Origin of the sequence: Burkholderia sp. IO2 (genome assembly GCF_029522185.1) — a bacterium.
In the GTDB taxonomy this organism is placed as follows: Bacteria; Pseudomonadota; Gammaproteobacteria; order Burkholderiales; family Burkholderiaceae; genus Burkholderia; species Burkholderia cenocepacia.
Genome location: NZ_JAKWFH010000003.1, coordinates 116,652 through 129,516, shown reverse-complemented (window position 1 = coordinate 129,516; position 12,865 = coordinate 116,652). Strand labels below are relative to the sequence as shown.

The window sequence follows — 12,865 nt, the reverse complement described above, 5'->3', positions numbered from 1 at the left end:
GCCTACCCGTGCCGCAGGCAGAAGCGTGACGACGTATCGCTCGCGGCGGCATTCGGCATGATGACGTCGCGCGCCTGCGCATCGAGCCGCGCGATCAATTCGACGAAGCTCGCCACGCTGGCGGTCCGCAGCGGGTAGTACGCGATGTGATGCCGCTCGCAGGTGCGCTTGAGCAGGTTCATCGAATCGTGGTCGATGCAGTCGACCGGAAACACGACCATCCGCGCGCCTGGCAGCGCCGCGGCCAGCAAGCCCTTGCGATCCTCGATGCCGCCGTCGTGCAGCGTCACTTCGCCGCCCGCCGTTTCGACGATCCGCCGGATCGCGCGGTTCGAGCCGGGCCGTCCGCCGACATAGACGACGCGCGTGCCCCGCAGTATCGACAGCGAATGCGCCGCGTGCTCGGCCGGGTCGTCCGTCGACGCCTGCACCGCCTGTTCGAGCGCGCTTGCTTCGGCGCGCAGCGTCTTGACCATCGCCATCAGGTCGTCGAGCCGCGCGCGCATTGCACGGGCGCTTGCCTGTTCCGCGGCGATCCGCTGCTCGGCCGCCTCGCGGCGGCTCGTGTGCAGCGCGAGCCACTCGTCGCGCGCCGCCAGCGCTTCGCGCAACGCGTGTACTTCGTCGCGCAGCACGCTTTCGGCCGCAAGCGGTTGCGCGTGCCGGTGTGCGTGGAGCGCATCCCGCTCCTGCAGCGCCACGTCGCGCTGCGTGCTCATTTCGTGCAGGCGTGCCTGCTGTCGTTCGAGCTTCGCGTGCAGTTCCGCGTTCTCCCGTTCGAGCGCGACCAGCCGCCGGATATCGGCGCGATTGGCCGCGCCGACCAGATGCGACAGCATGTGCACGTCGCCGAACGCGACCTGGCGCACGGCCATCGTCGCGCGCGGATGCGTCATCAGCGCCCAGTACGCCGGGGGAATGTCGCCGCTCGCGAGCGCGTCCTTCCAGCGCGCGACGAGTGCGTCCGCGTCCTTCGCGCCGTCGAATGCGCGGATCGCTCCGGCATAACGCTCGTCGAGCGCCTTGTGCAACGCCTTGGCGCCGGCCGTGCCGCCGATCGCGAGTTCGACGGCCGCGTGATGGATCTCCAGATCGGTCGCGCGCTGACGGTCGACATCGGCGAATTTCGGCACCAGCTTGCGCAGTTCGTGCGTGGTCAGGCACGTGCCGATGATCGAGCAGTGCAGGTTCGCGTCGAGTTCGGACAGGCGCGCGCGGCGCGTCAGTTCGACCTGTTGCGCGCGGGACGGCGCGCAGCAGGCGTCGATCCGCGTGCCGGCTGCCGCGGGCGAATGGCCGCCGGGCGACGAGAGGTCCGCCGTGCGGGCCAGGCGAAAGGGCGGAGCGTGCATGTTGACCTCGATCCGGCACGATCGGGCCGGAGACGGATGCGCGAAAGATGGTTCGAAATATACCACGGAATATAACGAGGCCGATGCCGGGGAAATACCGGGCAACGGGGATCGTGCGGTCAGCAGAGCGCCGTTGAACGGTCGATCGGCTGCGGCACGACGGCAGGCGCAGCGGGCGGAACCGGGGCCGATGCCGAGGCCGGCGCATGGCGCGCGATCACGGATTCGACGCACAACCCGACGAACAGCACGTCGACGCGTTCCAGCGCGATGACCGCGCGGCGCATCGCGGCCGGGTCGTTGCTGAACGCATCGGAAAACACGTCGTCGCGCGTGCGTTCGAGGCGGCGCGCGTGGCCGATCGCGCGTTCGAGTTCGGGCAGCCGCGTGAAGCGGGCGGTACGCGCTTCGTGTTCGAGCATCGACAGCAATTCTCGAAGGCCCATGGCCGACAGTGCGTCGTCCGGCATGGCTTCGGCGTGCGCGGCCGAGAACATCCGGATGAAACGTGCGACGCTGCCGCGCAGGCGGCGGAACGCATCGACGACATCGGTGACCTGCTGCGCCCGCGCGTCGCTCGACAGCGGCTTGAGCGCGCTGATCTTGCGCGCGAACGGCTGTTCCAGAGCGCTGTGCAGCGGGGTGCGATCCGTCGCCGTGCGGGTCATGATGGTGCTCCTGGTATGCAGGTCTCGATATATTCTACGGAATATATCGAATTCGCAAAAAAAGGCGATACCGTCGCCGCGCGACACGGTATCGCCCATGACCCGAACGGCCGCACCGGTCAGTCGATCGCGTGCATCGCGTGGCGCAGTTCCTGATAGCTGCGCAGCCCCGCGACGCCGAGTTCGCGCCCGATCCCGCTGAGCCCGAAGCCGCCCCAGCACACGTGCGGGTAGATCAGCTGCGGCGCATTGATCCACACGAGCCCCGCGCGCACGCGCCGCTGGAACCGCGGTGCGGCGGCCGTATCGCGCGTGATGACGGTCGCGACGAGCCCGTAGCGCGTGTCGTTCGCGAGCGCGATCGCTTCGTCATCGGTGCGGAACGATTTCACGCACGCGACGGGGCCGAACAGTTCGTCGGTCCATAGCGGGTTGTCCGCGGCCGGTTCGGCGATCACGACGGGCGCCATGAAGAAGCCGGTGCCGCCGGCGTCCGCGACGCGGCCGCTGAACGCGATGCGTGCGCCCGCATCGACGCCGTGTTCGAGCATCGCCTCGACTCGCGCGCGGTGCGCGGCGGAGATCAGCGGCCCCATCGCGACCTCGTCGGTGCCCGGCGGCGCGACGACGAGCGCGCGCACGGCCGTCTCGAACGCGGCCATGAAGCTGCGATAGAGGCTGTCGTGCACGAGGATGCGCGCGGTGGCCGAGCACATCTGGCCGGCGTTGGTGAACGCGCCCGCCACGGCGAGCGACACCGCGACATCGAGATCGGCATCGTCGCGCACGATCAGCGACGACTTGCCGCCGAGTTCGAGCGTCACGCGCTTCATGTCGATGGCTGCGGCCTGCATCACCTTGCGGCCGGCCGCCGTGCTGCCCGTAAACGAAATCTTGTCGATCAGCGGATGCGCGGTCAGCGCCGCGCCGATCTCGGCGTCACCGTTCACGACGTTGACGACGCCGGCCGGCACACCCGCTTCGATGACGATGTCGAGCAGCGCATGCTCGGTCGGCGACGTGAGCTCGGACGGCTTCAGCACGACCGCGCAGCCGGCCGCGAGCGCGGGCGCGAGCTTCCATGCGGTCGTGACCATCGGGAAGTTCCACGGCATCACCAGCGCGGCGACGCCGACCGGATCGTGGAAGCGTTCGGCCGTGACGCCATCGCTCGGCAACGCAACCGGTTCGGCCGCGAACAGCGCCGGGTCTTCGCACAGCTTCGCGTAGTACGCGAAGGTCGCGACGACATCGCCGACGTCCGCGTCGGCCTCGAGCGGCGGCTTGCCGCTCACTAGCATCTGCAGCGCGGCGAGACGCTCGCGCGCGGCGTCGACCCGCCCGGCGATCGCCGCGAGCACGCGGCCGCGCTCGGCGGGCGGCGTATCGCGCCAGCCGGCGAACGCGTCGCGCGCGGCGCGCACCGCGGCGTCGACGTGCGCGGGCGTCGCGAATTCCTGCCAGCCGATCGTATTGCCGGTCGATGCGTTGAAGACCGGCGCGCCGATCGTGTCGGAATGCGTGCGCACCGGCTGGCCGGCGATGCGCGCGGCGGGCAGCACGAACGGGTGCGTGGAACGGGAAAGTTCGGCGGTGGACATGACGGTCATCCTGTCGATCGGGTTAGCGGTAGGCGACGCCCGGCATCACGCAGAGCATTTCGAACGCGAGGTTCGCGCCGGTGAGCGCGGTGGTGCCGGCCGGATCGTACGGCGGCGATACTTCGACGAGGTCCGCGCCGACGATGTTCAGGCCCTTCATGCCGCGCACGATCTCCAGGCCCTGTTGCACGGTCAGGCCGCCGATTTCCGGCGTGCCGGTGCCCGGCGCGAACGACGGGTCGAGGCCGTCGATGTCGAAGCTCAGGTACACCGGCGTGTCGCCGACGCGTTCGCGCACCTGCGCCATCAGCGGCGCGAGCGACTTGTTCCAGCAGTCTTCCGCCTGCACGACGGTGAAACCCTGCTGCCGGCACCAGTCGAAATCGTCCGCGTGATAGCCGGTGCCGCGCAGGCCGATCTGCGTGACCTTGTCGCATTGCAGCAGGCCGTCTTCCACCGCGCGGCGGAACGGCGTGCCGTGCGCGATCTTCTCGCCGAACATCGTGTCGTTCACGTCCGCGTGCGCATCGACGTGCACGACCGCGACCTTGCCGTACTTCCGGTGCAATGCGCGTAGGATCGGCCACGCGATCGTGTGATCGCCGCCGAGCGTGATCGGCCGGCAGCCGTTCGCGACGATCGCGTCGTACGCCTCCTCGATGCGGCGCACCGAGTCCTTCAGGTCGTACGGGTTGGTTGCGACGTCGCCGATGTCGGCCACCTGCAGCGAATCGAACGGCGCGGCGCGGGTGGCCATGTTGTACGGGCGCAGCAGCACGGATTCGGTGCGGATCTGGCGCGGACCGAAGCGCGCGCCCGAGCGGTTCGACGTGCCGAGATCGAGCGGCACGCCAACGAAGCACGCGTCGAGCCCGTCGGTCGTCGTGGCCTGCGGCAGCCGCATCATCGTGGCGATGCCGCCAAAGCGCGGCATCTCGTTGCCGCCCATCGGTTGGTTCAGTTCGCGGGGCATGGGGCCGTCTCCTCTTCTGGTGTCAAGCGATCGGCCGATGGTAGAGGAGAACGCACGCGCGAAGATCCTGAAGTCGCAACGTTTACATCGACGGGTCTCGATGCAAGTGGCGCCGCCGCATCGACGCGGCGCGACCGAACGCGGCGGGGCGGGTCAGCGCGGGATGGCCGGCGGTGCGTCGTCGTCGTGCGCTCCGGCGGCGGGAAGCGCGGCTGCCGCCGACCCCCATGCGGCGAGTTCGCGCTTGGTGCGCACGCCCAGCTTCGCGAAGGCACGCTTCACGTACGACTCGGCCGACGCGACGCGCACGCCGAGAATCGCGGCGGCTTCGGGCACGGTCTTGCCGGACAGCAGGTGCTTGCAGGTCTCGTATTCGCGTTTCGACAGCTTCACGTCGTCGGCCGCGAGCCGCGCGTCGAATTGCGCGAGCGGATGGACGTCGGGCGTCGGGTGCGCGATGCGCCGCGCGGCGGTGGTCGACGCATGCAGCTCGAGCAGCGGGAACAGCACGTCGCTGATGCTGCGGAAGCGGTTCATCTCGGCGAGCGTGAACGGCGGACGGTCGCGGCCGCGCTCCAGCGCGATCGAATGCTGCGAATAGCGCGTGCCGCGTGCGAGCACGCATTCGTGACCGATATGCACGTCGTCGTAGATCCGCTGGCGGAATTCGCCGGGCGGGATCGCCGCGATGTCGCGCACGACGAGCATCGTGCCGGTCTTGCCGCGCAGCCCCGCGAACAGCGGGTCGCTGTCGAGAAAGCGCTCGTAGTAGAGCGTCATCACGTCGGAGATTTCGGTGGCTTCGGTCCCGATGCCGCTGCTGCCGATCCATTCGCAGCGGTAGCCGGTGGGCATCGTGCCGTCGACGCGCGAGCGTTCGACGTGCGCGACGTCGAGCGGCACGACGTCGTTCAGCAGTTGCGTGAGGCGCGGCACGAAATGCGGCGTGCCGACCGTCTCGATCAGCTCGCCCAGCGCCTTGAACGACACGTTGAAATGGTCGTCGTCGCGGTGGAAGGGGTTCACGTTGAGCAGCATGCGGGTCCCAGGAACCGGCCCTTGAAGCGGCGCGATTGTAGCGATCCGCGCCCGAAAAGGTCATTAGGGGAATTACCGTACGGAGTCCTGCTGCCTCGCGTACCTCCGAAAACGCGGCTTGTCCCCCCCGAAGGGGGGCATACCGGGGCAGTGTAAATGAGTAACTTTGTCTCTGCTTTTTTCATTCGAGAGACGAAAGATTCAGATGACCAAACTGATCAAGGACATCCTGCCACTGGGCGCAGGCGTGGGCGAATTCACGAAGCTCGACTTCGGGATGGACGAAAGCGACTGGCGCGCGGCCGAAGGCAGGAGCGGCAACTACATCGTCGGCTGGTGGGAGGGCAAGGCCGGCTCGGTGGAGTTTCCGGAAACGGCAGCCGACGAAGCGGTGTGGCTCGTCGAGGGCCGGATCGCGCTGACCGACGTCCAGGGCAACCGCAAGGAATTCACGCCGGGCCAGGGCTATCTGCTGCCGGCCGGTTTCGCGGGCCGCTGGGAGACGATCGAGGACGCGAAGAAGTTCTACGTGCTGCTCGAGCAGTCGTGATGTCGGAAACCGCCGCCGCGGCATCGTCGTCCGTGTGACGCGAATCCGGCGGCGGTTTCGTTTTTCGCGTGTGATGGCTGGGATCATGGAAATGGAAGTCAACGAAGCAAAACGGACCGCGCCGGTCGACGCGCACGCGCTGCGCGGCGCGCCGGTCGCGCTGGGCGTCGAAGCGGCGCTCGCGAATACGAAACTGTTCCCGTACTGGCTCGACAACCCGGCCGCGCCGGCCGCCGAGCCGGCCCTCGTCGGCGACGTGACGGCCGACCTGCTGATCGTCGGCGGCGGCTTCACGGGGCTGTGGTCGGCCGTGCAGGCGAAAGAACAGATGCCGCACCTGAACGTGGTGCTGATCGAGGCCGGCAAGGTCGCGCACGGCGCATCGGGCCGCGCGGGCGGGATCATCTCGACGTCGGTGATGCACGGGCTGCCGAACGCGGTGCGCGTGTTCCCGAACGATATCGCGCAGCTCGAAGCGTTCGGACACCGCAACCTCGACGGTTTCGAGGAAACGCTGAAGCGTTACGACATCGACGCCGACATCGAATGGAACGGCGAGATGACGGTCGCGGTCGATCCCGGGCACCTCGTGCACCTGAAGGGCGACTACGACCTGCATCGCGAATACGGCCACGACGTCGTGCTGCTGAACCGCGACGAAACACTCGCACAACTGAATTCGCCGCTGTTCGCGGGCGCGCTGTGGTCGCGCAACCGCAGCGGCATCGTGCATCCGGCGAAGCTCGCATGGGGGCTGAAGCGCGCGGCGCTGCAGCTCGGCGTGACGCTGTACGAGCACACGCCGCTCACGAGCGTGACCGACGAAGGCAGCACGGTGTTCGTGAAGACGCCGAAGGGCAGCGTGCGCGCGCCGCGCGTCGTGTTCGGCAGCGGCACCGCGAAGGTCGGGATTCCCGACATCAACCGGCGCGTGATGCAGGTGCGCGACCACGTGCTCGCGACCGAGCCGCTGACGGACGCGCAACTCGCGCGGATCGGCTGGAAGAACCGCCAGGGCGTGTACGACACGCGCACGCAGCTCAACTACTTCCGGCTGACGAAGAACAACAACATCATCTTCGGCGGCCTGGTCAGCTATCACTTCGACGGTGACCCGGAGCCGCATCAGGACGGCCGGCGCGAAACCTACTACCGGCTCGCGGAAGCGTTCTACCGCACGTTCCCGCAACTGAGCGACGTGCGCTTCTCGCACGCGTGGGGCGGCCCGATCGACTACTGCTCGCGCGGCTCGGTGTTCGCGAAGCGCTATCTCGGCGACAAGGCCGTGTTCGTCGCCGGCTATACGGGCTTCGGCGTCGCGGCGAGCCGGTTCGGCGCGTTCATGGGGCTGAACATCCTGTTCGACCGCGACAGCCCGGAGCGCAAGCTCGACATCGCGAACCAGAGCCCGAGCTACATCCCGCCGGAGCCGATGCGCTGGGTCGCCGCGAAGATCACGTTCCATGCGTTCGACGGCGCGGATGCCGAAGGCGGCTGGAAGCGTGCGTGGATCAGCGGCCTCAAGGCGATGGGCTTCCCGATGTAAGTGACACGGCGGCCCCGCGCGGGCCGCCGCCATGACTCGCTCCCCCGAGGAGACGGTCCGCACGGCGGACACGGAGAGAGACACCCCATGAACGTTGTGAACCTGCAGGATGAAGCGCGGCAGGAAAGCGCGCTGTTCGTCGTCGTGATGCTGCTGCTCGGCATGCTCGGGCCGACGGTCTTTCTCGGTCTGCCCGCGATCGTCGGGCAGGTCGAACGCCACTGGGGCTTCGGCGAAGCGGCGCTCGGGCTGTCGAGCTTCATCGAGGTGCTCGGCGAATCGACGGGCACGCTGCTCGTCGCGTTCGTGCTCGGCCGCCAGCCGGTGCGGCTCGTGCTCGCGGGCGCGGTGACGCTCGCGGCCGGTGCGAATCTCGGCACGCTCGCGACGCACGGGCTCGTCGCGTATTCGATGTTGCAGTTCGTCGCGGGCGTCGGGTCGGGCGGGCTGAACGGCATCGCGCTGCGCTACCTGTCGTATTCGCGCGCGCCGGAGCGCAATCTCGGGATCATGCTGATGGGGCAGGTGATGTGGAGCATGGTGCTGCTCGCCTATATCTTCCCGCTGCTGAGCGGCACGTGGGGCGCGTATGGGGTGTTCGGCTTCGTGGCCTGCGTGCTCGGCATGTTCGTGCTCGCGACGCCGCTGTTTCGCCGCGGCGAAACGATGGCCGCGCCGACGCCGGCCGGCGCCGTCGGCGGCATCGACCGCAAGGGCGCGATGCTCGTGCTGTGCGCGCAGCTCGCGCTGTACGGCGGCGTCGGCGTCGTGTGGACCTTCCTCGAGAAGATCGGTACCGATGCGGGCCTGAGCGGCCGGTCGGTCTCGCTCGTGCTCGGCGTCGCGAATGTCGCGAGCCTCGTGATCTGCGCGGCGATGCCGAAGCTCGGCGCCGGCGCGGGCCTGCGCCGCTGGACGCTGATGAACCTCGGCGGCTGCGCGGTCGCGGCGGTGCTGCTCGCGATGCCGGCGTCGGTCGCGACGTTCACGCTCGGCGCGATCGTGTTCATCGGCTGCTGGACCGGCGGCGCGCTGCTGATCTACGCGACGATTCCGCAGTACGACCTGATCGGCAAGTCGGCCGCGCTGTCGCCGGGCTGCGTCGCATTGGGCTATGGCGTTGGCTCGGTCGCGGGCGGCTCGCTGATCGAACGTGCGGGCACGCAGTCGGCGCTGTTCGCGGCGATCGTGCTGTGCGCGGTCGCGTTCCTCTGTTACGGGCGGCTGCGGCCGGCCGTGTTCGGCATGGCGCGCCCGCTCGCGGTGGCGCCCGAGTGACGGTTGCGACGCGCGCCGCTGCCGATGGCGGCGCGCGTCAGGTTCGGTTCATCGGCGAAGGCGGTCAGGCAGCGCACGATTCGCGCCGTGCCGGCCGTGCGTACACGGGCAGCGGCTTCCAGCATGTTTTCGAATACCACCGATCTCGATCTCCGGCTCATCCGGGTCTTTCTGGCCGTCGTCGACGCACGCGGCATCACCGCCGCCGAGGCGTCGCTCGGCGTGCGGCAGTCGACCATCAGCACGCAGCTGTCGGCGCTCGAAGCGCGCGTCGGCTTCAAGCTGTGCGATCGCGGGCGCGGCGGCTTTCGCCTGACGTCGAAGGGCGAACGTTTCGCGGCCACCGCGCGCACGCTCGTCGCGGCGACGTCCGAATTCGTCGCGCGCGTGCGCGACATCGACCGCAAGCTGGTCGGCACGCTGTCGATCGGCTTGATCGGCCAGGCGCCGCTCGTCGAGAACGCGCGCGTGGCCGACGCGATCGGCGCGTTCCGCCAGCGCGACCAGGCCGTCACGTTCGCGATGAAGGTCGCGTCGCCGCAGGAGCTCGAGGAAAGCCTCGTCAACAACCAGCTCGATCTCGCGATCGGCTATTTCTGGCATCGCGTGCCGGGCCTGCTCTACACGCCGCTGTTCACCGAGCAGCAGGTGATCTACTGCGGGCGCGGGCATCCGCTGTTCCATGCGTCGCGGCCCGTGACGGCCGACGATCTGCAACTGCACGACTGGGTATGGCGCACCTATCCGGTGCCGGAGGAGCAGTATCCGCTGCCCGAGCGGCGCGTGACCGCGAGCGCGGACAGCATCGAGGCCGCGACGATCCTGATCCTGTCGGGCGGCCATCTCGGCTACCTGCCCGCGCATTACGCGGAGCCGTTCGAGCAGCGCGGGCTCGTGAAGGCGGTCGGCCGCGCGACGTTCAGCTTCGACGTGCCGCTGCATCTCGCGATGAAGCGCAGCACGAGCGACAAGCCGATCGTCGACGCGTTCTGCGAGGACCTGCTGCGCGCGTTCAACATCAAGGCGGCCGCGCTCGCCGCGTAGGTTCGCGCCCCGCGCTCAGCAGTCGACCAGTACCCAGTCGAACAGCTCGCGGCGCGTGCGCACGCCGAGCTTCGCGAACGCGCGCTTCACGTACGACTCGGCCGTCGACAGCTTCACGTCGAGCTGCTGCGCGGCCTCGGGCACCGAGCGCCCGCACAGCATCAGCCGGCAAATCTCATGCTCGCGGCGCGACAACTGCACGTGCTGCCGTTCGAGCCGCGCATCGAAGCTCGCCTGCGACGCGGCATTCACCGACACCGCCGCCACGCGCCGCGCCGCACAGGTGCGCGCGTGCAGCTCGAACATCGGAAACAGCAGATCGACCATCTGCCGGAAGTGGAACAGCTCGTCCGTCGTGAACGCGGCCCGCTCGACCGTGCGCGCGAGGCCGAGCGCGTATTGCTGATGCGCATTGCCGTGCACGAGCAGGCATTCCTGAGCGATGCCCGGTTCGTCGAAGATGCGCCGGCGGAATTCGCCTTGCGCGATGCCGGCGACATGGCGCTGCACGAGCAGTGTCCCCGCCTTGCCGCGCAGCGGCGCGACCAGCGGGTCGGTCTGGCAGTAGTCCTGGTAATAGACGTCCATCACGCGCAGCGTATCGGCCGCGAAGCGCAGGCTGCCGCTGCCCAGCCATTCGACGACGAAGCCCGACGTGCTGGCCGGGTCCGCGCGCCAGCGTTCGAGATGCACGGCGTCGGCGTCGATGCTGTTGTTGACGAATTCCGTGACCGCACCGACGAAATCCGGCGTGCCGACCGCGCGTAGCGTCGCGCCAAGCGTGTCGGGACGCACGCCGATCAGGTAGTGGCCGCGGGCGGCCGGGTCGGGCTGGAGAAGTCGCATGGTCGGGCGAGGCGGTCGGAGGGGACAGCGCGACGTTACGCGAACGTCGCGCACGCGTCAGCCGGGAATTCACCGGATCAACCGCGCGAATTTCGTGCGTTGTCCCCAAAACGACGACAAGACCGCGCGGCGGGTGGGCCGGAAATCGCAAAAGCCCCCGCGCCGGGGGGGCATACCGGCGCGAATCGTCTGCCTATAGTGAAAGCGCTTCGAAAACCTGACGACCAGAAAGGACAGGCCATGCCGATTCAACCGACGCCGGCCGCCGCGACGCCGGCGGATTTCGTTTTGACCCACGCGAGGGTTTACACCGTCGATCCGCACCGGCCGTGGGCGCAGGCCGTTGCCGTGCGCGACGGCCGGATCGTGCATGTCGGCGATACCGCGTCCGTGCACGCGTACGTCGGCGCGAACACGAAAGTCGTCGATGCGGCCGGCCGGCTCGTGCTGCCGGGCTTCGTCGAATCGCACTGGCACTTCGAGACGACCGCGTTCGCGTTCCAGGCGTTCGTCAACTACGAGGATCCGCACCAGGTGCTCGCCGCGTTACGCACCTACGTCGAATCGCATCCCGATGAGCCGGCGATCACCGGGATGGGCTGGGTGCAGGCGACCATCCCGCCGGCGATGCTGCGCAAGGAGACCCTCGACGCGGTGTGCGCGGATCGCCCCGTGTGCCTGCTGTCGACCGATTTCCATTCGATGTGGGTGAACTCGAAGGCGCTGGACATCGCCGGCATCGACGCGTCGACGCCACCCGTGCAGGAAGGCGCGAGCTGGTTCGAGAAGGACGCGGCGACGGGCGAGCCGACCGGGCTGATCGTCGACGGCGCCGCGTACTCGCTGCTGCTGCAGCGGATCAGCGCGGCCGGCCTGCTGCCGACCGGCATCGACCTGTATCTGAAATCGATTCCGCCGTGGCAGGAGAAGCTGTGCGCGGCCGGCGTGACGACCGTGTTCGACGCGGGCTTCTTCGATGCGAGCGGCGACCAGTCGCTGCTGTACGAGACGCTGCAGACGATGGAGCGCGCGGGCGACCTGAAGCTGCGCGTGGTCGGCAGCGTCGCGGTGATCGGCGAGATCGACGATCCGGTCGGCACGCTGGTCCGGTATCGCGAGCGGTACGATTCGCCGCTCGTGAAGGCGCGCGCGCTGAAGCTGTTTCTCGACGGCACCGAGGCGAACCACACCGCGTACCTGCTGGAACCGTATGCGGACCGCCCCGATACCTGCGGCGCGCCGACGATGCCGGCCGACACGTTCAATCGCTATCTGGTCGACGCGGATCGCGCGAACGCGAACGTGATGGTGCACTGCGTCGGCGACGCGGCCGTGCGGATGGCGCTCGACGGCTTCGACGCCGTCAACCGCACGAACCCGCCGCGCGATCGCCGTCATGTGATCACGCACGCGTTCCTCACGCATCCGGACGACATTCCGCGCTTTCGTCGAGCGGGCGTGATGGCGAACACGCAGTTGCAATGGGGCGTGGTCGACGCGTACACCGAGCAGTTGCGCGACCATTACGGCCACGAACGCTGGAGCAACATGTACACGTTCCGCACGTTCGTCGACGCAGGCGTGACGGTGTCGATCGGCATGGATGGCCTCGCGTGCCAGTGCCGCTGTCAGCACAAGCCGCTCGAACACATCGAGTCGGGCCATACGCGGCAGCTCGCGGGCGAGCCCGATGCGCCGGTGTTCCCGGACATCGCCGAACGCCTGAGCATTCCGCAGCTGATCGCCGCGTACACGATCCACGGTGCGTACCAGCTCGGCATGGAGCACGAGGTCGGCTCGCTGACGCCCGGCAAGCGCGCGGATCTCGTCGTGCTGGAGCGCGACCTGTTCGAGGTCGGGCAATACGACATCGGGCGCATCGACGTCGGGCTGACGATGATGGGCGGCCGCATCACGCACGTGGGCGACGATTTCGGCGCGCGGACGGGCCTGCAGGCGTCGTGAACGG

Annotated in this window: 11 protein-coding genes; 5 read left to right on the top strand and 6 right to left on the bottom strand. The window is 68.7% G+C overall.

Features of this window, described 5'->3' with window-relative positions:
• Positions 1–2 precede the first annotated feature (2 nt).
• The 5 genes from MMB92_RS02930 to MMB92_RS02910 form a co-directional block, all read right to left on the bottom strand.
• Positions 3–1,352 (bottom strand): DUF2325 domain-containing protein, encoded by a 1,350-nt coding sequence (locus tag MMB92_RS02930; RefSeq protein WP_277562504.1) that lies wholly within the window; start codon positions 1,350–1,352, stop codon positions 3–5.
• A 119-nt stretch (positions 1,353–1,471) separates the two neighbouring features.
• Entirely contained in the window at positions 1,472–2,020 is a 549-nt protein-coding gene (locus MMB92_RS02925) for a hypothetical protein (protein WP_346828512.1), read from the bottom strand.
• 119 nt (positions 2,021–2,139) lie between these two features.
• Positions 2,140–3,621: an aldehyde dehydrogenase family protein gene (locus tag MMB92_RS02920; RefSeq protein ID WP_277562502.1), complete on the bottom strand. Its 1,482-nt coding sequence runs from the start codon at positions 3,619–3,621 to the stop codon at positions 2,140–2,142.
• Positions 3,622–3,643: 22 nt separating this feature from the next.
• Positions 3,644–4,594, bottom strand: coding sequence for an agmatinase (gene speB / locus MMB92_RS02915; protein ID WP_006495824.1), 951 nt, complete (start codon positions 4,592–4,594; stop codon positions 3,644–3,646).
• A gap of 153 nt (positions 4,595–4,747) precedes the next feature.
• The gene (locus MMB92_RS02910; RefSeq protein WP_060267389.1) at positions 4,748–5,632 is read right to left on the bottom strand and encodes a helix-turn-helix transcriptional regulator; all 885 of its coding nucleotides are present in this window, start codon (positions 5,630–5,632) and stop codon (positions 4,748–4,750) included.
• Between the two features lie 205 nt (positions 5,633–5,837).
• Between MMB92_RS02910 and MMB92_RS02905 the strand changes: the two genes are divergently transcribed.
• The 4 genes from MMB92_RS02905 (at position 5,838) to MMB92_RS02890 (ending at position 10,050) form a co-directional block, all read left to right on the top strand.
• Positions 5,838–6,182: a cupin domain-containing protein gene (locus MMB92_RS02905; protein WP_060267391.1), complete on the top strand. Its 345-nt coding sequence runs from the start codon at positions 5,838–5,840 to the stop codon at positions 6,180–6,182.
• Between the two features lie 85 nt (positions 6,183–6,267).
• Positions 6,268–7,728 (top strand): FAD-dependent oxidoreductase, encoded by a 1,461-nt coding sequence (locus MMB92_RS02900; RefSeq protein WP_006495822.1) that lies wholly within the window; start codon positions 6,268–6,270, stop codon positions 7,726–7,728.
• A gap of 87 nt (positions 7,729–7,815) precedes the next feature.
• Positions 7,816–9,006 (top strand): MFS transporter, encoded by a 1,191-nt coding sequence (locus MMB92_RS02895; protein WP_060267393.1) that lies wholly within the window; start codon positions 7,816–7,818, stop codon positions 9,004–9,006.
• Between the two features lie 123 nt (positions 9,007–9,129).
• Complete coding sequence (locus MMB92_RS02890) at positions 9,130–10,050, top strand: LysR family transcriptional regulator (RefSeq protein ID WP_012493096.1); 921 nt, start codon at positions 9,130–9,132, stop codon at positions 10,048–10,050.
• Positions 10,051–10,065: 15 nt separating this feature from the next.
• On the opposite strand, the gene MMB92_RS02885 is transcribed toward MMB92_RS02890, so the two are convergent.
• On the bottom strand, positions 10,066–10,896 hold the full coding sequence (locus MMB92_RS02885; RefSeq protein WP_277562501.1) for a helix-turn-helix transcriptional regulator: 831 nt from the start codon (positions 10,894–10,896) through the stop codon (positions 10,066–10,068).
• 240 nt (positions 10,897–11,136) lie between these two features.
• Between MMB92_RS02885 and MMB92_RS02880 the strand changes: the two genes are divergently transcribed.
• Positions 11,137–12,861 carry an amidohydrolase gene (locus MMB92_RS02880; protein ID WP_060267396.1) on the top strand — a complete coding sequence of 575 codons (1,725 nt, stop codon included), beginning with the start codon at positions 11,137–11,139 and terminating at the stop codon, positions 12,859–12,861.
• The last annotated feature ends 4 nt before the right edge of the window (positions 12,862–12,865 follow it).

Excerpts from the sequence above, each read along its gene's own strand:
- MMB92_RS02930 (WP_277562504.1), bottom strand. The coding sequence starts at position 1,352 with ATGCACGCTCCGCCCTTTCGCCTGGCCCGCACGGCGGACCTCTCGTCG.
- MMB92_RS02925 (WP_346828512.1), bottom strand. The coding sequence starts at position 2,020 with ATGACCCGCACGGCGACGGATCGCACCCCGCTGCACAGCGCTCTGGAA.
- MMB92_RS02920 (WP_277562502.1), bottom strand. The coding sequence starts at position 3,621 with ATGTCCACCGCCGAACTTTCCCGTTCCACGCACCCGTTCGTGCTGCCC.
- speB (WP_006495824.1), bottom strand. The coding sequence starts at position 4,594 with ATGCCCCGCGAACTGAACCAACCGATGGGCGGCAACGAGATGCCGCGC.
- MMB92_RS02910 (WP_060267389.1), bottom strand. The coding sequence starts at position 5,632 with ATGCTGCTCAACGTGAACCCCTTCCACCGCGACGACGACCATTTCAAC.
- MMB92_RS02905 (WP_060267391.1), top strand. The coding sequence starts at position 5,838 with ATGACCAAACTGATCAAGGACATCCTGCCACTGGGCGCAGGCGTGGGC.
- MMB92_RS02900 (WP_006495822.1), top strand. The coding sequence starts at position 6,268 with ATGGAAATGGAAGTCAACGAAGCAAAACGGACCGCGCCGGTCGACGCG.
- MMB92_RS02895 (WP_060267393.1), top strand. The coding sequence starts at position 7,816 with ATGAACGTTGTGAACCTGCAGGATGAAGCGCGGCAGGAAAGCGCGCTG.
- MMB92_RS02890 (WP_012493096.1), top strand. The coding sequence starts at position 9,130 with ATGTTTTCGAATACCACCGATCTCGATCTCCGGCTCATCCGGGTCTTT.
- MMB92_RS02885 (WP_277562501.1), bottom strand. The coding sequence starts at position 10,896 with ATGCGACTTCTCCAGCCCGACCCGGCCGCCCGCGGCCACTACCTGATC.
- MMB92_RS02880 (WP_060267396.1), top strand. The coding sequence starts at position 11,137 with ATGCCGATTCAACCGACGCCGGCCGCCGCGACGCCGGCGGATTTCGTT.